Annotated in this window: 15 protein-coding genes and 1 pseudogene; 9 read left to right on the top strand and 7 right to left on the bottom strand. The window is 58.9% G+C overall.

Annotation, left to right across the window (positions count from 1 at the left end):
- Positions 1–9: 9 nt before the first annotated feature.
- Positions 10–1,122, bottom strand: a complete 1,113-nt coding sequence (locus XH85_RS12925) for a Fic family protein (protein ID WP_128932117.1) — start codon at positions 1,120–1,122, stop codon at positions 10–12.
- 538 nt (positions 1,123–1,660) lie between these two features.
- Here XH85_RS12925 and XH85_RS12935 point away from each other — a divergent pair.
- Positions 1,661–1,864: a hypothetical protein gene (locus XH85_RS12935; RefSeq protein WP_128932119.1), complete on the top strand. Its 204-nt coding sequence runs from the start codon at positions 1,661–1,663 to the stop codon at positions 1,862–1,864.
- On the opposite strand, the gene XH85_RS47960 is transcribed toward XH85_RS12935, so the two are convergent.
- The 3 genes from XH85_RS47960 to XH85_RS12950 all read right to left on the bottom strand — a co-directional run bounded on the left by XH85_RS47960 (position 1,845) and on the right by XH85_RS12950 (position 5,384).
- Positions 1,845–2,024, bottom strand: coding sequence for a TIR domain-containing protein (locus XH85_RS47960; RefSeq protein WP_164940753.1), 180 nt, complete (start codon positions 2,022–2,024; stop codon positions 1,845–1,847). The genes XH85_RS12935 and XH85_RS47960 overlap by 20 nt on opposite strands.
- 357 nt (positions 2,025–2,381) lie before the next feature.
- On the bottom strand, positions 2,382–4,550 hold the full coding sequence (locus XH85_RS12945) for a family 16 glycosylhydrolase (protein ID WP_128932120.1): 2,169 nt from the start codon (positions 4,548–4,550) through the stop codon (positions 2,382–2,384).
- A gap of 15 nt (positions 4,551–4,565) precedes the next feature.
- On the bottom strand, positions 4,566–5,384 hold the full coding sequence (locus tag XH85_RS12950; RefSeq protein WP_245474241.1) for a glycosyltransferase family 32 protein: 819 nt from the start codon (positions 5,382–5,384) through the stop codon (positions 4,566–4,568).
- A 158-nt stretch (positions 5,385–5,542) separates the two neighbouring features.
- On the opposite strand from XH85_RS12950, the gene XH85_RS12955 reads away from it, so the two are divergent.
- A complete protein-coding gene (locus XH85_RS12955; protein ID WP_128932122.1) occupies positions 5,543–7,165 on the top strand; it encodes a carbamoyltransferase C-terminal domain-containing protein in 1,623 nt (540 codons plus the stop codon).
- Positions 7,166–7,242: 77 nt separating this feature from the next.
- On the opposite strand, the gene XH85_RS12960 is transcribed toward XH85_RS12955, so the two are convergent.
- Together XH85_RS12960 and XH85_RS12970 are read right to left on the bottom strand one after the other, a co-directional pair.
- Positions 7,243–8,556, bottom strand: coding sequence for a DUF2130 domain-containing protein (locus tag XH85_RS12960; RefSeq protein WP_128932123.1), 1,314 nt, complete (start codon positions 8,554–8,556; stop codon positions 7,243–7,245).
- 63 nt (positions 8,557–8,619) lie between these two features.
- A complete protein-coding gene (locus XH85_RS12970; RefSeq protein WP_208758118.1) occupies positions 8,620–9,153 on the bottom strand; it encodes a hypothetical protein in 534 nt (177 codons plus the stop codon).
- Positions 9,154–9,976: 823 nt separating this feature from the next.
- Between XH85_RS12970 and XH85_RS12975 the strand changes: the two genes are divergently transcribed.
- The 3 genes from XH85_RS12975 to nopM all read left to right on the top strand — a co-directional run bounded on the left by XH85_RS12975 (position 9,977) and on the right by nopM (position 14,941).
- The gene (locus XH85_RS12975) at positions 9,977–11,275 is read left to right on the top strand and encodes a glycoside hydrolase family 28 protein (RefSeq protein ID WP_128932124.1); all 1,299 of its coding nucleotides are present in this window, start codon (positions 9,977–9,979) and stop codon (positions 11,273–11,275) included.
- Positions 11,276–11,495: 220 nt separating this feature from the next.
- Complete coding sequence (locus XH85_RS12980) at positions 11,496–12,536, top strand: pectinesterase family protein (RefSeq protein ID WP_128932125.1); 1,041 nt, start codon at positions 11,496–11,498, stop codon at positions 12,534–12,536.
- A 659-nt stretch (positions 12,537–13,195) separates the two neighbouring features.
- Positions 13,196–14,941 (top strand): T3SS effector NEL-type E3 ubiquitin ligase NopM, encoded by a 1,746-nt coding sequence (gene nopM / locus XH85_RS12985; RefSeq protein WP_208758119.1) that lies wholly within the window; start codon positions 13,196–13,198, stop codon positions 14,939–14,941.
- Between the two features lie 993 nt (positions 14,942–15,934).
- On the opposite strand, the gene XH85_RS12995 is transcribed toward nopM, so the two are convergent.
- Positions 15,935–16,255 (bottom strand): hypothetical protein, encoded by a 321-nt coding sequence (locus XH85_RS12995; protein ID WP_128932127.1) that lies wholly within the window; start codon positions 16,253–16,255, stop codon positions 15,935–15,937.
- A gap of 562 nt (positions 16,256–16,817) precedes the next feature.
- Here XH85_RS12995 and XH85_RS13000 point away from each other — a divergent pair.
- The 4 genes and pseudogenes from XH85_RS13000 (at position 16,818) to XH85_RS13020 (ending at position 22,408) form a co-directional block, all read left to right on the top strand.
- Positions 16,818–17,182: pseudogene (locus XH85_RS13000) on the top strand (TIGR02301 family protein).
- A 1,168-nt stretch (positions 17,183–18,350) separates the two neighbouring features.
- A complete protein-coding gene (locus XH85_RS13010; RefSeq protein ID WP_164940742.1) occupies positions 18,351–19,211 on the top strand; it encodes a tyrosine-type recombinase/integrase in 861 nt (286 codons plus the stop codon).
- Between the two features lie 9 nt (positions 19,212–19,220).
- Positions 19,221–20,414 carry an IS91 family transposase gene (locus XH85_RS13015; protein WP_128931969.1) on the top strand — a complete coding sequence of 398 codons (1,194 nt, stop codon included), beginning with the start codon at positions 19,221–19,223 and terminating at the stop codon, positions 20,412–20,414.
- 854 nt (positions 20,415–21,268) lie between these two features.
- Positions 21,269–22,408, top strand: coding sequence for a YopJ family acetyltransferase (locus XH85_RS13020; protein ID WP_276486134.1), 1,140 nt, complete (start codon positions 21,269–21,271; stop codon positions 22,406–22,408).
- Positions 22,409–22,654 lie beyond the last annotated feature (246 nt).

Here is a 22,654-nt window from a genome sequence, read left to right on the forward strand (position 1 = left end):
GGTCAACTATCAGGTTTTTGAATCTATTAGCGAGTAGCTCGTACTCCGGCCACCGGCAGCGTCCTTCTTGAGGATGCCGTGACCGACGAGTTCGTCGATGTCCCTCGCGGCGGTAGCCTGGGAGACTTTCGTAAGTTTCGCCCATTTCGACGACGTAAGTTTTCCTTCGAATCCCTCGAAGAGGCGATTGAGCACCAGCCGCTGGCGCTCATTAAGTTGCCGTGCTGCGTAAAGGGCCCAGAAGTCCGCCTTGCGGAGAATGTTGCCGAGAATAGTGTCCGCGCCATCGAAGGCGCGATCCAGGCAGTCGAGGAACCACGTTAGCCAGTCGGTGACGTCGAGACTTCCCCTCTGGGTTCTCTCTAGGATGGCGTAGTACTCATTCCTCTCACGGCGGATTTGAGCGGACATGCTGTAGAACCTCTGCGCGCTCTGCTCCGATCTGGAGAGAGCGAGATCGGCGATGGCGCGTGCTATGCGGCCGTTGCCATCCTCGAAGGGATGGATGGTTACAAACCAGAGGTGCGCAAGCGCAGCTTTCAAAACAGGGTCGATGCCGCTGGCGTTGCCGTTGAACCAATCAAGGAATGTCTGCATTTCCTTGTCGAGACGATCGACGGGCGGCGCTTCATAGTGGACACGCTCGCGTCCAATGGGGCCCGAGACGACCTGCATCGGACCTGTTTCAGCAGTACGCCACGCGCCGACAACAATCTTCCTCATACCGCTTCGCCCAGTGGGGAAGAGCGCGGCGTGCCACCCGAAGAGACGCTCAGCTGTGAGTTCGGCAGCGTAGTGTTCAGTGGCGTCGAGGATCATTTCCACAACGCCTTCCACATGGCGATCCGCCGGAGGGAGGGCGCCGATGTCCATGCCAAGTCGGCGAGCAATGGATGACCGGACTTGGTGGCGATTCAGAACCTCGCCCTCGATCTCACTGGACTTCACCACGTCTTCAGTGAGGGTCTGGAGAGTTGCCTCGGCTTTGAGGGGGAACCCCAGGCGCTCCATCCGCCCGAGTAGGCGCCCCTGTTTGTGGCGCACAGCCACCAAGCGATCGGCAATTTGCTGCAAGTTCCAACGGAAGGTCGGCCACTCCCCCAGTTCGTGAATATAAACCATAATCTCATCATCCTTTGCAGAGATTATGCGGCTTAATCTCGTCGTCGGCAAGTCTATTCTCATCATTTTTTGACGAGAAGCAGGGCCTCATCTCTGCAGGCCTCGGAAATCCGGGGAAAACCTGCCTATATTTCTCCCGTGCATATTCCAAATAGTTCCTCCTATGTTCTAAATATACTCGCTACGCGCGCAAGGACCAAGAGCACCTTCCCCTTGCGAACATTCAAAGCAGCGCTGCCACTGCCGGTTGTGCCTCATTGCAGGTCCCGCTCGTGCCGCGCACAAGCACAGCAATGGCAGGCCAGGTAAGGAGCGGGCCACAAAGCCGATTGATGCCAAGATTGACGGGCTTCCACCCAAGGCCATCGAGATCAAGGAGTACGTCCGCGACACGGACCTCTCAAACTTGTCGAACAACCGCGCTTTCCTGAACGAGTTCTTCGCGCGGACAGGGCACGTACCAACGCTTCAACTATCTTGGCGAATGGCACCCCACCCGTAATTTGAGCCGCTGCCGAGCGTATAAGACCAGAAGGCGATGCGCGACATCGTCGAAGACCCAAACGTCGGCGTCAATTTTGCGGTGCTGCTGATTGTCACGCTTGCGCGCCGCTCGATGCTGCACCTCTCCGCGACGGCATTCCGCGCACAAACATCGCCGCTTGTCATTGAAGTCGAAGCGGAAAGCGAAGCCAGTCCCAAGCGGAGTTGGTTCGTGCGGCTTATCGATCTTCTTCGATAGCGAAGGTGCGCACACCGATCCGCTTCACAAGTTCGCGGATGGTACGGTATCGACTCAACTTGCCCATAAAAAGTCCCAGCTCGAAGAGCACGTTGTCACGTACGGTCGGCGCCCTTTTCCCGCGTGATTCCGAGATCAGGCTCGGCGATGGCAACGGCAAAATCAGTCTCGCTCACCTGCTTCTCTAGAGCTTCAAGAGGGTAGCCGCCCGCGAAAAAGACCCCGCCATCTCAAACTGTGCTGAATACCTCTTTCTCAAGTCCGGTGCGAAGTGCGTGCGCAATTTTGATCCCCTCGGATGAGGAGATGACAAAGAGCAGGCGCTCAAAAACCTGGCACCGCATTCTGCGTGCTCTTGCAGGGCCCATAACCGACTTTTCGGAGCTATCGCCTCCCGTCGAATATGATCCCAAGTAAGTACGTAGCGTTCCACTTGTCTTCTACAGAAAGACCAGCAGGGTTGATCGCGGCCCGACGGTAACTCTTGACGACCTAGGAGACCGTCTCTGGGGCAACGCTAACCGCCAACATTCGTACTGACATCGAACGCATCAATGCTGATTCCACGCAAGTTTGTCGCTGCGGGTAACTTGTTAGAGGCAAGTCGACCAGCAAGCTCTCGGGAGCGAGCGGGCCACGTATTTACATGCAACACCATGGGAAGGTCCGGAATGGGTGTCGGATTCCATACACCGCGTCGGTGAACGAGCGTTCCGTCGACAAGCCATCGGATTTCGCACGGGTCCCATTCTATCGCAAAGCGGTGCGGAGCTCTTGATGCGTCGAATCCCAACGGGATAGCTACCGGCGTTCCGCGATAACCGTAATCAAATTTAGCGCCTTCCGAGCCAGGATTGTAAAAGACATTCACGAGAAGTTGGGTCGGACAGTTGCCTGCTATCTCGATATCGATCTCCTGGCGAGGAGAGGCTCGGTACAGGAAGAAGCCCGTAATCACGCCCGGAACGTTCGTCGCTTGTAAGATCGCCTCGAAACGTCCGTACAAAAAGCTGCCGCAACTGGAAATGGCTGCTGCGGCGAAATTGCGAACGCCGAGCGCCTCTTCGCGTACGGCAAGCGAGAGGCCTCCCTCCGCACATGCCGATACGTTAGAATGCCGAAACAGACCAAGATTCCCAGGGAAGGTGTCGTTTCTGAGTAACCATCGCGACGGCTGCACCACCTCGCTCAGATCATCGTCAAAGACGATTCTTGAACCGCGTGTCGGTCCTTCGAACGAGATCGTTCGTATTCCGCGCCAAATAGCATTAGGCTCCGCAATCCACGGAGACCGATCGTGGCGCAGCTGCCTTATTCGAGGGTTGGGCGTGGCCGCCTCGGCCGTTCCGAGATACTTTCGCTGACCGATCTCCTCGACACGGGGGTAGGATGCCACGGGCGGGGGTGTCCGTAAGTGTTCGCAAAGCGCGCGCCAACGAAAAGTCTCGTCCCCCTTCAAGCAAACGACGTCAGCACCTAATAGATTGATCAGCAACTGATCGCTGGCTGGATCATCGATTTCACCGTGCTCGGTAACTATGAACTTCGCTTGCGGAAAGCGCTGCACAAGCTGGTCCACGTGAGGCTCCAGTGAACCCACATTTACGTAAGCGTCAAAGTTGCCCCTCTTCCCGGCCAGCAGCGCTTTCAATTCCGTTTCAGGAAGCCGGTCGAGATCGCTGCAGCACCGGTAGCCAAGCATTGATAGAGCCATTGCTACAGATGACAGGCCGGTCCCGGGTCTGCCGAACGCGAAAACAGGAAAGCAGGTCGGCCGTTGGTGAAATAGCGCTGTGCTGCCATAATCGAGCACTCCAATCTTGGTCAGGGCCGGCAGTATGGAATAAGAGTTCGTCGATACCAGGTCAGCACGCTGGTGTATCACCGGACGACGTAGGGCACGGACGTCGATCTCTTGGAATTGCTGATTGATCCATAAGTCGATCGGACCGCGGCACGGAAGCAGGTTCAGAAGCTTCTGGGCGCTTTTCTTCGACAGGACGTAGCCGGATAAATACCAAAGTCCGCGTTCCGGGCGGAACAAGTTCGCTGAAATGAGCTCCTTCGGCGCACCATGTCGCGCCTCGGCGTAAGAGAGATACAGGACATCAAATTTAGGATCACCCCCGTCAGCTTTCGTCATCTCATCCCACGCTTGATCGATCGCGTGGGCGAGACCTCGTTCAAGCCAGACGTCGTCTTCCACTATGAGCGCATAATTGGCGGAAGATTGGGCAATAGATCTCCAGACACCGATATGGGAGCGCGCGATTGCGACCTCTGCCGAACTCATGCAGATCGGGCGTGTTAGATCGAATCCGTCAGGTAGCGCTTGGGGCTGTGGCTCAACATAGAGCTGATCGCCCAAGGTATAAAATGGATAGACGGCCTCCCCATCAGGCAAATCCTGGGAGACGCTCTGGGCGTCAACGGCTGAGTACCGTGTTGTCCTGGTGCCAAGATCATTTCCCTCCGCATCCAAAACGCAAGCGAACTCTCGCTGAATCTCAGCCCAACGCCTGGGCTGACGGTCGAGATTGATGACGTAAATTTGGGAAATGCCAGACCGCTCGGGCGTTTCCGATCGAAATGTAGCCGACTGCCTACGTGGCAGACGTTGTCGTAGGTTTAAAGCGAGGTAATGCAGAATCCGGTAGGCAGTGTGAAATGGCTTCGTCAAATTCATCGCGAGCTGCTTCTGCTACTGATCAAATCGCTTTTGGTTGGAGTGACGCCAATTTCGCCGATCGTTGCGATAGCTTAAGGGCCATTTGGAAATAGCGAATAAGTCCCAGTCTCGCAGGACAACGACCTCCCGCTCTATAGTGCCCGAAGTGACTCCGAGTTCGAAGATCGTTCGGGATAGAATTCCTGGGCCGGTTGTTGCCTGGATCTCGGGCAAAGCGCCATCAATCGAATTCTCGAGAGCTTCGGTTGAGCGCTGCAAGGCCAGCTGGATGACTGGGTGACGCCGAGCAGCGATAAGCGGATTGTTGTTGAAGTAGAAAATCCAATTGGGTGTAAAGGTTTCCGCCGTAAGGAAGCTAGCTGTGCTTACCATCGAAGCGGTCGCTATGTCGTAGCAAAGGGGGTGGACCTTCAAGCGAGTGTCTTCGAAGAGCCAATCAATATGTGACCCAATACAAACGTCGTCCGCGTCGACATAGAAGCCTCCCTCCACCGACAGGTAACACAAGCGAAAGTAGTCCGCCTGCATGGCCGGATGGTAGCATCGGTCGAAAGCTTGCTCGTAGCGACGACCAAGTGAAGTGCGGATGTATGATCGCGCGGTAAACTCGTCGAAGAGGACATGCTTGAACCCCACTTCTTGCCAGCGGGCCCATGATGCGATGCATTCCTCCACGTCAGGCGGAAGATTCTGTAGATCGTGCCAAAACTGTATGATTGTCTTAGGCGGTTGCTCTCGGAGGCTGCGGCCAGCCAACGCGCACTCGGTCCGCTGAACCATTCCTCTGATGAACTCTGAGCGCTGCCGGTGGTGCTCAGGGCTGTCGGTCATGTCCACGCTATGAATCATAGCCTATCGTAGTGGTTTCAACGCTTGCCATCTACACGTAATTATATCTTAATCAGATTTAGCTGGCGGAGGGTTTAACGCCGAGGTCTGGAGAGTTTAGGGCGGCAGGTATTGGGTGATATATTGGGAATTGCGGTGCAATGAATATTCTTGCGTTCAATCCGGGGCATGACGGAGCGGTTTCCTATCTTAAAGACGCCCATTTGGCACTTTCGGTGGAGGCCGAGAAAAATTCGAATTACCGATATTCTCCGATATCATCCAGCGACGTCTTCAACGTTCTCGGAGAAATCAGCGCGATACCAGACGTCATTTGCACCGGCGGCTGGTGGCCGCGCGATCACTTCGAATATGTACGCGGGCCCGTTGCTCACGCCGGCTATCGTGGAGTGTCGAAGAGTGAAATTATGGTCGGGCGGCGACATTTCCTCGGGAAATCAATTCATTCCTTTTCATCGTCGCACGAGCGCTCACACCTCCTTTGCGCGTTCGGAATGTCCCCATTGCCGAAAGGCACGCCCTGTTATGCGCTGATCTGGGAGGGCGCGATCGGCAGCTTTTACGAAATCGATCCGGAGTTACACATCAAAGTCGTGGGTGAGCCTTTGGATAAGCCGGGAAATCGGTACTCCATGCTCTATGGCTTGGCCGATCCATCCTTCCCTAAAAATACTCCCTACTTTCGAATTTCTGATGCTGGCAAGTTGATGGCTTTGGCCTCATTTTCCCGGCGAAACGAACCAACATCCTCCGAAAAGAAACTGCTGAAGTTTCTGTTGGAGGGGCCGTATAAGCAGCTATCCGAATACGACGGGCCCGAAGGGTTGCCGTATTGCGACGTGGGACTGGATGACGCCGAGTTCCGCAACTTCGCTGGTATCTTCAGTGATAGGCTATTCGATATCTTCTATCAGTTCGCTAAATCGAAGCTGAAACGAGGTATGCCGCTGCTCATAGCCGGTGGCTGCGGTCTGAACTGCGACTGGAATACAAAATGGCGTTACACTGGGCTGTTCAGCGAAATCTTCGTACCGCCTGTTGCGAATGACTCGGGCTCTGCCATTGGTACGGCGATTGACGCGCAATATCACTTTACGGGCAATCCAAAGATCGACTGGAACGTGTATTCCGGAATGTCATTCGAAGCAGCCGGCGTTTTCGATTTGGCGCAGTATCATACAGTTGAAGCCAACTACGAGACGATTGCCGACATGCTTGCCCATGACCTTGTGCTTGGTTGGGTGAACGGCAGATATGAGGTAGGTCCTCGTGCATTGGGCAATCGCTCCATTCTCGCTGCGCCGTTTAAGGACAGCACGAGAATACGATTGAATGAGATCAAGCAGCGTGAGCAGTTTCGTCCGATCGCGCCTGTTTGCCTGGAAGAAGATGCCGCAACATGGTTCGGCTGCAACTGGTCGAGCCCATACATGCTCTACACCCAAAAGGCGAATACCAGTGCCTTGGCCGCGGTCACCCATGTGAACGGAACCGCACGTCTTCAGACGGTTTCAGCAGCTACAAACCGGCCCCTATATGAGCTGCTTTGTGCGTTCAAGGCCAGGACCGGTTATGGAGTCCTTTGCAATACGTCTCTCAATTTCAACGGACGAGGGTTCATAAACAGGATTGAAGATCTATCGGCTTACGTTTTGGATCGGGGGTTGGATGGGTTTGTAGCTGAGGGCAAGGCGTACCTCGTGAAGTCATCTCCTTATTCTCAGACCTTCATGGCAGACACCAAAGTCCCCTCGAAGGGATGAGGAGAGCGAGTCTCGCCAGTCCATCAATTCTCGATCTCAACTGCTGTCGGTGCCCGGCGGGTCCTTCAAGGAACAATCTAAGACGCCTTACGGTCGCTGCCCTCGTGGTCTTCGAGCAGAGGTACCTCCAGGCTGGGGATTTCAGGCATCGCCTTGCCCGCAATTGCCTGGAGGTCACCCACCATGCCGACGGTAGAATCAATAACGGAAAGGATCTGGGTTTCACGCTTAGCCCACTGCCGGACCATGAACTTGCGCTCGCTATCTAGGTCCTTGCGCATGTCGTTGAACTTCTCGACCACGGCCTCAACCCGCTGCCGGAACTTCGTGCCGGTCAAATAATGATAGACCTGCTCCATCTTGGTCTGCTGGCCTTGCTGGACCAGACGCGAGTTGCTGACATCAATCAACGCCTGACGAAGCGCGACCGCGACGGGCAGGGCGCAGCGGGGATGGGCTACCCACACGCCATCCATCAGGTCGAACTGCTCGATGTGCTTGGGCAGGGCGTGCGAGATGATGAGCGCCACGTCGGCTCCCGATCGGCGCTGATCGTCACGCAATTTGGCGAGCCATCCGTCGCTCCAGGCCTTGGTGCGCTTGGTTTCCCAGAGAATGATGCCGGCAGGCTGGCCCACCGCTGCATTGACCTGCTGAATAACGTCGGCGCCAAGCTCGCCTTTGCCAACCGGCTCGATCGAGTCCGTCGGGAAACGTCCGCGCAGCAACTCCTCAAGCTCAAGCTCTAAAACCTCGCCCTGGGACTGCTGAGAGCCTTGCTCGGCCTTGCGCTTCAGTTCCTCGATGGTCCGCGCCATCGACTCGATGGTCTGGTCTTTCTCGGCCACCCGCAGGCGGGCAGCCTCATCGGCCTCTTGCCGGGCTTTCACCTGGATCTGTTCAACGGAAGCCTGCACCCGCTTTTCGACCGTAAGGTCGAGCTCACGCTTTTCATCATCGAGGGCGCGTTGCTTACGCATCAGCTCGGCCTGCTGTTGCTGGGCCTCGGCAAGCTTCGCGTTGTTGGCCGCCAGGGTCTTGCGTAGCTCCTCAAGCTCAGCGCCCTTCAACTGAACCTCGGCAGCGACGGCTTCCCGCGCTTTCTTCGCCTCCGCGGCGGCGATCTGGCTGCGCTCGGCAGCCATCCGCTGCTTGATTTGGACTTCGATCTGCTCGCGCGACTTCTCAAGCTGCTCGCGCTCCTGCCGCAACGCTTCCGTCTTGCGAGCGACCTCGGCATCCTTGCTGGCAAGCTGCTCGTGGAAGCGCCGACGCGTTTCCTCGATCAGAGGCGCGGCCAGCGACTCTGTAAGCTTGATCTCGTGATTGCAGTTCGGGCAGTTGAGGGTGGGCTCATGCGCAGCATAAGCCGCCGTTGCTTTCAAGTTCATGAGCCCCCCTTTGTCCGTCTCTATGCTGCCGGAATGAAGGTTATCCGGCCAGCCTCGCCACGCTTACGATGCGGCTTTACCGTGATTTCCACATCCTGGTCGAACGCAGTGAGCATCCGCAGCAGCTTTTCCCCACCTTTCCTTGGCCTGTGCAATCCGCTGCATGCGGTACTCGTTCACGAGACCGCCGGTGATCTCCGAAAGGCCCTTCTTGCCAAAGAAGGGAATAAGGTACTTGCGCGCCCGGCGCTCATGGCCGGCGATATAGACGGGATTGCGCTGGCCTTCCGTCAGCACTGGAAACTCTTCTAGGAATTTCTCTGCGGCCGCCTTGAACGTCGGCTCCTTCTTGCGAGCGGTGACCTTTTCCAGGTCACCGCTCCTCACCATTCCGCGTAACTTGAGATACCACTCCTCGGCGACTTCCTCGGCCTGCCGGAGATCGTCCTTCTCCGTGGAGGATCGGTATTGCTTCCCTTCAATCGTTGCCGAGCAATGATATCGGCCGCGCTTCCCGCGGCGGTAAAGGTGGACCTTGCCACCAAGGATGATGTGGTTCTTTTGCTTTTCAGCCCTTTGCAGCGCGACGTCGTCCATGACGCTTGTCTTTCGTTGGCCCGCGGTGGCACACGCTGAGCGTGCTAAAACCGCGTGTTGTGCTAACACTGTGCTAAGGGTTCGAGGCTCCGTCAATCGCCTAAGATGATGATTTATCGGACAAAATTTATCTTAGCCAATCAATGGTAAGAATTTTAAGTCCTTCAAATTACCGGTTAGAGCGTCTCTGGAGGGGGCGCGAGCGGGCGCGTTCAATGACCACGATGGTCCGCTTTGGCCGTGGGGCAAGGCACCCGACGTGCCGGGCGGTGCTGGCCACGGAAGCCGACCATACCTCATCGGCATCGCATGGATGATGACGAGAACTGGCTGACTATGTCCGGCAAGCGATCACAATGCGGTCCGGAACAGGGCGGGTAACGGCAGTCATCCAAATTAGTGAGACGCCAGGAAGAGGGTATCCGGTGCGAATGCGATCCGGTGCCGGCCGTAGCCTCGTCAGCTTCTCGAAAGCTTTCCCGCATACTCACTGACCCACTGCTCCCTGGACGAGAGGCTGGCGTAAATTCACGCGCATTGTAGATGCAAAAATGCCGAAATCGGGGACCGGTTGGGAGCTCAATCAGTGTGAGCAGGCTGACGTTACGAAGTTGTTGGATTTTCGGACTATCGCAGAACGCTTCGTCTTTTTCGCGCACCGGGCAAGGTGCTACTGCGCGATCGCGAGGTCCAGGCGTCTGCTGCGTCGTATAAACGTCATCTTGCGCGCGCCAGTGACGCGCGCGGCGGCTCGGTCGAGCCAGCGCTCAATATCAGACAAGGCACGCGGCAAGGATGCGCGTGACAAAGCACGAGTAGGTCAATGACAAAGCGTTTTCGCAACTGGACCCTATTGTCCATACTCGCCTCCATGGTTGTCTGCCCCGCCGCAAAAGCGCAAGACCGCCGGACTATCGCCGAACCTGTTGCACCTCATACGGTCTGCGATCGCCCTGTACCTTCCGGCAAGAACGATACAGTTAGCCTACAGGACGCCATTCAACATTGCCCCGATGGCGCTGCAGTTTATCTTGGGCGCGGCGAGTTTCACTCAGGTCCACTCGAGATGAAATCGGGCGTGACCTTATGGGTCGGACGCGGTGCGACACTGATCGCCATCCCCGAACCTGCTGCTTACGACAGGGGCCTCGGACAATGTGGTCGCATTGCGGAAAAGGGCGACGGTTGCCGGCCATTCATCAGCTTTTCTAAAACGCGCGGCGGCGGCATCTACGGAGAGGGCATCATCGATGGTCAGGGCGGCGCAATGATCGGCGGCGGCCCGGAAACCTGGTGGCAGCTAGCCCGCCGCGCCCAAGCCCAGGGCGGCAATCAGAACGCCCCACGCTTGATCCAGGTCGATCATGCGCAGGACATCATGTTCTCTGGTGTCACCTTGCGCAACGCTGCCAATTTTCATGTCGCGATGAACCGGGTTGAAGGTGCCACGTTTTGGGGCCTGACGATCGATTCGCCGGCGGATGCCCGCAACACCGATGGCATCGATCTTGGCGCCAGTCAGGATGTGACCATCACCCACAGCTTGATCCGTACGGGTGACGACAACGTCGCAATCAAGGCCGGCGATAATGGCTCAAGCAGCCATATCTCGATCATTGATAATTATTTCGGCTGGGGGCATGGCATGTCGATCGGCAGCGAGGTGAATTCCGGGGCCAGAGACATATTGGTGCGTAATCTGACGCTGGATGGTACGACGTCGGGCCTGCGCATCAAGAGCGATGTTAGTCGAGGCGGTCTGGTCGAGAGCGTGACTTATGAGTACGTGTGCCTGAGGGGCAACCGGTGGCCGCTCACTTTCGATACAAAATATGATCCGCGCGCTCAAGGCACGAGGATTCCGGTCTATCGGCAAATCATTCTCCGTCATGTGCATGGCGACACTGGTGTGCTGCTGATGCGCGGCGTAGACGGGCGGCATGCCCTGGACGTGACACTCGAAGATGTCCGATTTGCCAATTCCGCGACTTGGCAACTTGAACATGCGAACGTCACCGCAAATCACTCTGACGTATGGCCCCCGCTGCCCGGACGAGCTACACAACCGCTGCTGCGCGGATCGGAGGTATGTTCCAGGGCATTCCGCGACGGCAATCGGTAAGCACTACACCCGGCGCCGAACTCAGGTGGTGAGTTCCGCATCTGGGGCCAAGCTTACTGGTGTTGACGAAGGTCGGCCTCATGTCCCGAGTTGGTTGCAATTGGCCGACGGTTTTGCAGGGCCGGAAATGCCAAGGTGACGTGCAGGTTCTGATTTGGCGATGAAAATCTCGTGTCGATGCGCGGCGGCTATCCCGCTGAGAAACGAAGCGTAGGATCACATGCGAATTTTCGTTTCCTCCGCTGCACTTCTGGCGGGATGTTTCTGCATCCCCGCGGGGTACGCTCATCCACTGTTGGTGTCGCATGCCGGAAATGCAGACTATCACTCCGTGCAGCAAGCCATCGACGCGTTGCCGGCGGAAGGCGGAGATCTCTGGATCGCGCCGGGCATCTATCGCGAGAAGGTCAAAATCACCAAATCCGGTGTTCATCTCGCAGGGACTGGTAACAGGCCGGAGGATGCGGTCATTGTGTATGGCGACGGCGCGGTCAATGTAGGAGGAACCGCCCGCTCGGCGACGCTGGATGCCACTGGCGATGACTTCCGGCTCGAGAATCTGACCATTCAGAACGACTACGCCCTCAATCCGGCCAATCCACCCTCGCAGGCGGTAGCGCTGTCCGTTACCGGAGACCGGGACATCATTACGCGCGTCCGCCTGCTCGGCGCCCAGGACACGCTGTTTGCCGGCAAGGGACCAAACGGCAGAATGTCACGACAATACTTCTCGAACTGCTACATCGAAGGGCATGTCGATTTCATATTTGGCAACGCCAAGGCCTGGTTCCGGCACTGTGAGTTGCACGGCATCGCCAATCAAGCGGTCGTCTATACCGCTCAGAGCAAGGCAGCGCCGGATGAGGACAGTGGCTATGTGTTTGATCATTGCAGGCTGAGTGCCGACCCTGCTGCTCGCTATATCGCACTTGGCCGCCCCTGGCGCCCCTACGCCACCGTGGTCTTCCTGTCCGCGAAGATAGATGCCCCCGTAATCGCGGAAGGGTGGCGCGAATGGACGCCCGGCAAGACCAACACGTTGAGGACAAGCTATTTTGCTGAATACAGATCCTTCGGCGTCGGGGCTAACCCCTCAGGCCGCGAGCCTCACTCCCATCAACTGACAGAGGGCGAAGCTGCGAGATGGTCGCTGAGCGTGTTCTTCCGGGGTGTCACAGATTGGCTGCCAACGAACCATCACGAAGGAACACAGAGCAACGTTCATGACGAAGGGCTTCGACGGCGATCCTCGGATGAATGACAGGAGGAGAGCCTGATTGTGACGGAGAGTCTTGTACAGCAACCCAACTGCCGCCGGATTCAAACCGTCAGAAGGGGGCAGGCGCGACGATCTCATCGGTCCGCCGTCCGCCCACATGCGCGCGCTCCAGTTCGCAGATCATCTTGTCCGTTTTGGCGGATCAGTGTCGCCAAGCTCTAGGGACCGTCGCTCAGCACCGTCGTCATCGCTCGGGAACGGCTGATTTTCTTGCTCAGCGCCTCGCGCGGATCTCCGGAGAACGAAGTGGGCTGATGCTTGCCGGCTATCTTCGTTCGGCCAGTGATGGCAGGCCCTCGTAGCTCAGCCAGCAGCCGTCGCCTCGATCATCAGTCGCAGACTGAGCAACTCTGAGGTTCTGCAGCGGCACTCGTCAGCTGATCGACAGGTAGGCCTGCTAACGGCAGAACGTTACGCTACCCGTTGACGTCCTACCGGACTTAACTGTCAACGAAAGGCAGCAAGCTCGCAGCAGTATCGATCCATTTGCCGCGGTCGGGTTCGTGTGAACGTACCCACTTAAGTCGGGCGGGAGCCACAGAGCACGTGCACCGGCGGTCGAATGATCATTGCGCTGCGCAACCACCTGCTTCGCGAGCTTGAGAAGCGGGGGTATTCTTGTTCCGACGATGGAGAAATTGATGAACACGGGACAGGCGCTGTCGAGTGCAGGTTCTTCCTCCGCGCCTTCTGAAGACGCGGACGAGGAAAGTTACCTCGGCGGCTTCAATCGTGCCGTGGCGAATTTGATCGAAACCTTGACAGGGTACCGGACCCCATCCTCCGCGCGCGCGCAGATCCTGGACAATTGGGTTGCCGAAGAGGGGCAGGGCGATGCCGAGAATAGGCGACAGGGGCGCAGACGAATCAGGAATTCGGATAACACAGGCTCGCACTCGCTGGATTTGTCCTCGCTCTCACTGACCGCTCTGCCCGCCGCGCTGCCGCCAAGGTTGCTGGAACTGCGCGCCAGGCACAACGAGCTAAGCAGTCTGCCCGCTATGTTCCCACCCGGTCTCCAGCATCTTCTTATTAGCCATAATAGCTTGACCAGTTTGCCGGACGATCTTCCTGCAACCCTCTCTGAGCTGGAGGTCGTTGACAACAGCTTGACCAGTCTGCCGGCAAATCTTCCGGCCGGGCTCCAGATCCTGAACGCAAACGACAACCGGCTAACCAGCCTGCCGGACGCTCTCCCGAGCGGGCTCACCTCGCTTGCGGTCAGTGGCAATCAGCTGACCGACCTCCCCGAGTCCCTGCCCTCGTGGCTCATTGAACTCAATGTCAGCGGCAATCAATTGGCCGACCTGCCCGACCCTCTTCCGAGCACGCTCCAATCACTCGATGTCAGCGGTAACCGGCTGACCAGCCTGCCTGAAGGTCTTCTAGAAGCTCTTGTACCGCGTAATAGCCTCTCCTACCCGCATCTGGAGAGCCTCGACTTCCGGGATAACCCGCTGCCGGACGACGTCCTCGCTCATCTGGCGGCGGCTGAAGCGCCACCGCAGCTTGCGCAGCAATCCCTGCATGAGGCTGCCGCACACTGGCTCGCAGACGATCCGGCCGCGCTGGCCGAATGGCAGCACTTTGCTGATGAGCCCGGCGCCCAAGACTACGCACAGTTCCTGGAGCGGCTACGAGGCACCGTGAATTACGGCAATGACGAGTTTCGGCAGGCAGTGGCTGATGATCTGCGGCAGGCGGCCACCAATCCGACATTGCGCGAGCAGTTCTTTGCGCAGGCTTCCGAGGCCAACGCGAGCTGCGAGGATCGTGTCACCTTGCACTGGAATGGTATGCAGACCGCGCGCCTCAACGCTGACGTCGAGCACGGGGTATATGACGATCGGCTTGGCGATCTGATCCAGCGCGGCCGTGTCGCCTTCCGCTTGGAGGCGTTGGACGAGATCGCGCGCGACAGGGTCAACTCGCTCGCCAACGGCAACCCGAATGTAGACGACATCGAAGTCTACCTGGCCTATCAACATCGGCTGCGCGAGCCGTTGGAGCTCAGTCATGTCGCTCCTGACATGCGCTTCCTGGCGGTCTCTCACGTAAGCGAGGATGATGCGACAGAGGCGCTCGACCTTGTCCGGGGGCGCGAAGCAAGCCAGTTCACCGACTACGTGGCAAGCCGCTGGCAACCCTGGGAGACGGTGCTGAGGCGCATCGCTCCGGACGAATATGCCGCGATGCAAGAGCGGCTCGTCGAAGCCATGGGCGAGGAGTTTCAAACCCGCTTGGATCAGCGACTGGCCGACCTTGGTCTTCTAGGCGATCCGGATGCCGAGCGGGTGCTCGGAGCCCAAGTCCGAAACGAGATCGCTGGCGAGATCAAAGGCGAGGTCATGCACCGTGTGCTCGCAGAGCGCGGCCTCGAACTATGAGGCTCCCAAACCGCCGCAGAGATATTTAACATTGCTCTGCGGGCGGCACGTAAAGATCGATCGTGAAGCCTCGCCCATCGCTGCCAAGGTGCTTTTGCACCTTGGAAAGTGAGCTGCCTTCGATGAGGCCCTTTCGGTCTTGCCGAGCAACGAAAGTTCCCGCGCGCGAGGCGAGGGCGTATCTGCGTCCCGTCGAAAGCCGCTTCGGGACGAGAGCTCAGTCGGCCGAAAAGTTGTTGAGGAGACCAAGGCGCGCAGCGGTGAAATCATCGGTTGCGGAGGCGCTGCCGCAGGCTCGAAACCAACGACAAGAAGATCAACGCTGATCTGGTCAACCTTGCCCGATACGAGCGAATCCTGGAGGCGAACAGGGCGCTTGGATTGAGGCCTCCTGAGGATCCGGGCCAGCCTTCTTGGGAAGCTGCTCGACAGCCGCATTCACTGCAGCCTCCCGCAACGCCAGCTAGCCCGAGCGCGGGAGCCTGGGATTGGCTTCGCGAGCAGGTCCACGGGCCCAGCATATCGATGCCAGTGGCGCCCAGCCATGGGCAGGCCGGTTCATCGCAGCAGCTTCCCGCAACGCCGGCGACGCCGAGCGCCGGAGCCTGGGATTGGCTTGGCGAGCAGATCCACGGACCCGCCTCACCAGAGCCAGCGCCGCATTGGGCCGCGCAAGCTCATCCGCCGCTCGAGCTTCCTGCTACACCGGCCACCCCCAGCCAGGGAGCCTGGGCCTGGCTTGGGCAACAGATGCAAGACCCCGCATCTCCGTCGTCCGTGAGGCCTCGATCGTCAAACATCTACGGCGGTCTCGACTCCTTCGTTGATCTGGATCGAGCCACACCCCACGACTTGCGTGACGATGCGCGCTCCGCGCCAGCACCTGAATTCGCAGCCGCCTCGTCGTTCGCAGGACCGCCGGGGGCGGCTCCGGAGCTGCGGGATATTGGAGCGATCGTTGGCCCCGGCTGGCGCCACGGTTCCCAGGCGGCTTCAGGCGTGTTGATCGATGTATTGGGCAATATCAATCTGCTGCCAAACCAGTTCGGGCCAAGTCAGTTTGCGATCAATGGGGAGCGCTATTCGGCTACGTTTGGACCGCGAGGTCGCAGGGATGTTCGCCTGATCCATCATCTCCGCGTGAGCCAGCCGGATGAACCTGGCCCGTCTCAGTCGCTCCATCGTCCCCGGCCGATCGTGCCAGCCGCGCAATCCGGTGAGGGGCCCGTTGATCTTGGGTATCTGATCCGCGGGGGATGGGAGCACCGAGAGCGATTCCTGCCACCTTACCTTGTCCGCGTCCTGGAAGGCCAAGGCATCCTGCCGCAGGCGGGGCAGCCAACCTATTTCGAGATCCGCGGAGTGCCTTACAGGGGGCGAATTGGTAGAAAGCGAAGGCCGCCAGCGCGTACGCGCCTATCCGAATCCTCACTGAGGTAGACGTCCTTCTCGACGAGTTCGCAGCAGCAGTTCAGAGGCTCGGGTTTGTTCTCCAAGGTATCATCGACAACAATGTAGAAATACTCAGGGGGGCGCCGCATGGCTCCAGGCAAACAACAGGCCGTCAATCGCTTCTCGGTTTCAAACCGCTTCAGACGCCGAACCACTAACCGGTGACATCCTGAAGTACAGGAGCGCGGGCGCGAGGACCCTTACGATTCTCTCAAAGCAGCGCTGTCTCATCTCCACAGGCTCGCGCCGGCCGAAAACCTGCCCGGCGGGCGCGTTCTTCTCTTCCATCGTCCGCAAGCTGGTTGACCGGCACAAAGCGTCATCTGCGGCCAGGATCACCAGCATCGCCCTGCGATCAATCGGCGCATCGTCCGCCTTCCAGGCCGCATTGAGAGGCGATACTACGGCGATTCCGGAACTCCTGATGATTAAAGCCTTTGTCGCCGTTGCACTCTTGATATCGGCATACCTTGCGACGCCCGCGCGGGCGCAGGATGCGGCTGCACCGTTCGATGGCGAGCTGCAACTGGCCGAGATCCTCGGAGCCCTGCACTATCTGCGCGGCATCTGCGGCTCCAACGAAGGCGCCAAATGATGCAGGGGCTGATCGACGCCGAACCCCCTCCGGCCACCGCCGCGCGCGCATGGTCGCGGGCTTTAATCGCGGCTACCAAGACTTCGAGCTGACCTATCGGACCTGCACGCCCCGCAGCCAGAGTGGCAATCAGCCGCTACATCGAGGAAGGCTTGAATATCTCACGCGACCTGACGGCCCGCTATGCCAACTGACCACGCGATCCTCGACGGCACTCTGCCGGCGGATGGCCGACGGACCGATTCACGACCCGAACAGGGTGATGATTGCGGCTTGGTTAGTCGTTGGATCGAATGGGCAACTTTAGCCCTTGCGAGGCTTACTTCGCATCCGGGAAGCGATGTGACGGCGCGCCCACTGGAAGAATTCCGCCAACTATCCTTGCGACGGGCTGATCCGGATTATTTAAGGCGCTAAGTCCGGACCCAGCTCGCCAAAGCCACGAATCCCAACAGAAACCAAATCGCAAGGGCAAGCGGCCACAACGAAGAGGGAGCCTTTTCGGGGTGCGATTCTGAGTCTTGATGGCCGGTCCAGGCTTTCCATGATCGCCAAGTCTCAGGCGACATCGGTCCGTCAAAGTCACGAAGGCTAGTTTCGTCCACGGCTATCTCCCACCACAACGCCTAATCGATCAACGCATGGTGGAAGGGCCCGCCAATGAGAGAACCCGCGTCTAATCGGTACAACAACCCCGGCACCATGTGGAGCGGATCGGCCCTCGCCAAGAAATGGGGCACCAACCAGACAGTTCCTCAACAATGGGCCAAGGTAGGGCAATAACATCGCGGTATTCCGGAAGGTGAAAGGCGCTGCGGCCGTGTTCGGTAGTGAGTTGTTCTGAGCGGCGTATTGAGCAATCGCCGTGTCGATAAGGTCCCGATCTTCTGTAGATCGATGGGGATAGGAGGCTCCACTGCCGACGGGAGCGGGATCGGCCAGCCTTGCCTCGGCCAAGTGCTGCTCAAAGCCATCTTGCCCGGCCTGGCGCGTCTGCGGCTCTTCCGAGATGGCGTGCTGCAGCCGCGACATAGCTGGTACATTAAATGGGCCAAAATTTTGCGGTCCACGCTAACCTCACTCCAGGATCACCTGAACCGGTCTCCCTAGTTGGGCAAGCTTTCGAGAACCTGACGTCGGGGAGTTATTCGCGCTGCCAATCTTGGAAATGACGGTGCTCGGGACCAGACCAGCCTCTCCTCGACAATCCGCCCGATCCTCCCTGGATGCGGATTCCGCTCGATGTCGCCCAGCATTGAACGAACCCGCTACGCGGGAGTGGGGGCAAGCCTGGTGAACTGAGGTGTCCTGTCTGAGAGGATGTTGGTCTTCGCACCACCCCTCTCAAGACAGGAGACCCAGATGGCTACCATGAGCCCTCTTCGGCAGCGCATGATCGAGGACATGACGGTCCGCAATCTGTCGCCGTCGACTCAACAATCCTATATCTATGCGATCGCAAAGTTTAGCCGCCATTTCGGCTACGCCCCGGACCGGTTGAGTTTCGAGCAGGTCCGCGCCTATCAACTGCATCTCATCGGCCAAAAGCGTTCGTGGTCCCACATCAATCAGGTGGCCTGCGCGCTGCGGTTCTTCTACGGCGTCACACTCGGGCAGACGGAGGCATTCGAGCGGATCATCGGTGGCCAGAAGCCTGACAAGCTCCCGCTCGTGCTTAGTGCCGAAGAGATCGAGCGCTTCCTGGACGCGGTTACAGGGGTGCGCAATCGCGTCGTGCTGGCGACGGCTTATGCGGCTGGCTTACGGGCTAGTGAAGTCGTCCGCCTGAAGGTGAGCTCGATCGACAGCAAACGAATGTTGATCCACATCGAGAACGGCAAGGGCGGCAGGGATCGTTACGCGATGCTTTCTCCGCGACTGCTGGAGATTCTGCGCACGTACTGGATGCGAGCCCGACCGGGGCTATGGCTATTTCCAGGCCAAGACCCCAGTGAACATGTCAGCGTCCGCTGCGTCCAGGCGGCCTGCCGCGCCGCCCGCCGCCGCGCTCGGCTTGCCAAGCCGATTACTGTCCATACGCTCCGGCACTCGTTTGCGACCCATCTCCTGGAAAGCGGGATCGACATTCGCATCATTCAAGTTCTGCTCGGACATGCCGAGCTGGGATCGACCGCGCGCTACGCTCAGGTCGCGACCAATCTGCTCGCCCGCACGACCAGCCCATTCGATGGACTCTCCGTCAGGGTGATCCCACCCGACTGAGCTGCGCATATGCGCCCCGTGCTCGAGGTGGCGGACATCCTCCGCCGCCACGGCGGCGCGTTCCGTGCCGCGCAGGGTCCTCGGCTGTCCTCCGATCAGCGCCGTGCGATGGCGGCCATCGAGGCGTGTCGCACAGCGACGCTCGGCGGCCACGTCGAGCGGTGCGACGACTGCGGCCTGGTCCGCGTCGCCTATAACAGCTGTCGCGATCGGCACTGTCCAAAGTGCCAAGCGCTCGCGCGCGCCCAATGGCTCGTCGAGCGCCAGGCCGACCTGCTGCCGGTCCCCTATTTCCATGTCGTCTTCACCGTGCCGGCGCCCGTGGCCGCCATCGCGCTGCAGAACAAGGCGGTGGTCTACGACATCCTGCTCAAGGCAGCAGCCGAGACGATCCGTCTCATCAGCGCCGACCCGAAGCATCTCGGTGCCGAGACCGGGATGATCGCCATTCTCCATACCTGGGGCCAGACCCTGACGCATCATCCACATGCCCATTGCCTCGTGCCAGGCGGCGGGATCGCCCCTGATGGAAGCTGGGTTCATTGTCGCCCCGGCTTCTTCCTTCCCGTTCGCGTCCTGTCACGATTGTATCGTCGGCTATTCCTGGAGCGCCTGCAGGCGGCGTTCGATGGCACCAAGCTCCAATTCTTCGGCCATCTCGCGCACCTCGTCGAGCCAGCGGCATTCGCCAGCCATCTAAACGCCCTCCGCAAGGTCGAGTGGGTCGTCTACGCCAAGCGTCCCTTCGGCGGACCAGAACAGGTTCTGGCCTATCTTGGGCGCTACACCCATCGCGTTGCGATCGCCAACGGCCGGCTCCTTAGCTGTGACCAGGGCCACGTCCGCTTCCGGTGGAAGGATTATCGCGCTGGCAACAAATCCAAAGTGATGACACTCGACACTGAGGAGTTCCTTCGTCGCTTTCTGCTCCACATATTGCCGAAGGGGTTCCGCCGCATCCGTCATTTTGGTTTCCTGGCGAACGCCTGCCGCGCCGCCAAACTCGCGCGCATCCGAGCGGCGCTTGACGCGCCGCAGCCACCTCCGCCTGCCGAAGCTGTCAACTATCGTGAGCGCTGCGCCATCCTCCTTGGTCACCGCCTCGACTTGTGCCCCATCTGCGGAGGCCGCATGGTCGAGATTGGACCTGTGCCGCGTGCGCCAGCGCAGCGACGCGCAGCACCTCGCTGCGATACATCATGACCGACGACCTCGACTTGTCCGCTCCCACTGCACGCGCTGCCCTGCCGACGTTCTCCGTCGGAACGATCAAGCACGCTCACAACGCCCGCCGAACGGGCGATAGTCAGCCGCCTGGGCTTGACGCGCCGTTCGACGCTATCGACGGCGGCATCCTTTGCTGCCAACATCAGCGACAATCTGCGGCCACACTCGCTCGCGGGCCCGACATCGGGTCAATCGCGCCTACCGGCGCCTAGATCGAACCCCCATAGGTCCGCGCTCACAAGACGCGGCTTCGTTCAATCCAGCTTCAAATAGGTCCCGCGCTGGACTTGCGGCGAGATCTGTGACGCGGGACCTATTTGAACCCTCCAGTATTCCGAGATGATCTCGCCCACCATTCCGATTTGAAGTAATCCGTCTGATCAAGAGTCACCTTCGCCTGATCGGCCTCCCGCAGGAGGTGGTCGAGCAGTCCGGCGGGACGATTTCGGCGGTTCGATGCGGGCGCCGCCGCACTCCGCTTTTAGGGAGAGTGTGCGAGGCGACACGCGCCGGAGCGTAGACATTCCCAGCTTTCAGCTTCCCGCGATCCTGGCTGATATCGCCATGCTAGACGCCAGTCGACCAGTCGAGCACGCCCAGTACCTTCCTGCAATTCGGCCTCAGCTCTCATCGGGCGAGCAGCTCAAGACGCCAGTCTCTAGCGCTGACTTCGTTTTTCGATTATCACCAAGCGGCGCGGCCCGCTTGCCTGCCTACCTACGTCGACTTCAGCAGCTCGTGATTGGTTGCGCAGATCACGAAGACCGCGCTCAATGCGCCATCACGACTTCAGTCCTTGGTCGGGTGATCCTTCTGACAGGAGCATAGATATGGGCGGCTGCATTTCACGACTGAGCGTACGGCGCGAAGCCTCTCGGGATGACGGACACGCCCTGGAGGCGGAGTTTGCTACTCAGCTGGATTTGGTGCAATCGAGCCCGCGATCCAGTGTCGAAGCGCAGCGCGTGCCCGGATCATTTCGCGATGCCGATCGTGGAACCACGTCTTACGGTATTCGTCCGGCTCGCATCAACGAGAAGCTCCTGTCGCTTGGGCAAACGCTCGAGCGCGCCGGCCAAGCGGGAATCTCGTCCGATCTGATGAAATACGGTCAGCAGGTCGTTCGCTACATGTCTGCGGACATGCAGCCGGACCAGGAATTGTTGTTCCTTGATATCGCCAATCTTCATCGCCTGGCAGACAGCTATAACAGGCGCTACCCGGACCTTAATCTTAAATCTATGGACTCGCCCGCCGAGTTTCTTGAGGCGTTGGCGGACCGGCCGTCGGATAGTGCATGGCGTGCTGTCGTGCGGTTGGCGAACGGCGATATGCACCACTTTGCTGCTGATGTGCGCATCCGCGCCGGAGCACCGCCGACGGTTATCGTGATGGAGCCAGCCGACCTCTACACCTTCGTGACCCCGTACTCCAGATTCCGACGGGAAGCGCTACAGCAGCTGGGACCGGAGCCGCAGTGGGCCTTCATTGGAGTCGGCGCGCAAAAATCGTCCGGTGATTGCCTGATGTTCGCCATGCAATTTGCGCTGGCAGCGCACCAAGAGTCGTCCACCTTCGATGGCTGGCATGACAATCTTCATCGCCATGGAACGATTGCCGATAAAGGCGATGATTCCAGCAACTACATTCCCTCGCCCGACGCCATACTGGAATACGCCGACATAAGCTTGTTTCACGGGGAAAAGTTCCTTCCAGCGTCGTTTTACAAGCACTCCCACTCGAGAAGAGTTATCGAGGAGGTCGCACGCTACCAACCTGATATCAAAGACCAAGATGTAAGCAACAGCAGACGCGATCCGAAAACGGAGTCGCTGGCCGAGCGGCTCGATGCCTTTACTGTCCAGCGAGGCTCCAGCAAATACAGCGCATCTATCGAGACGTCGAGGGCAACCAAGATTCGCACGGCGTTGGACAGGATGCTATCCGACCAATACGATGTTTCGGGTTAAGGCACGGAGGGATTTAGCGTTAGCGGCCCTGGCGCGTCACGGCGGCCGTTTCCGGGCCGAAAACTTGGCGCCATCCTCAATACCCAAGTTCCTCGGCGGGCGCGGTAGTTCGCAACCTGCATAGCTTTTAAGCCTTCATGCGCAGTTCAGTATTACGCTATGCAAAGTCTCCTCGCGGTGTGTTGCAAACACCTGGTCCGCTCGGGAGCAGAGTGCAAGGTCCCGCTGGACCTGGGAAGCCGATGA

Origin of the sequence: Bradyrhizobium zhanjiangense, from assembly GCF_004114935.1 — a bacterium.
Classification (GTDB): domain Bacteria; phylum Pseudomonadota; class Alphaproteobacteria; order Rhizobiales; family Xanthobacteraceae; genus Bradyrhizobium; species Bradyrhizobium zhanjiangense.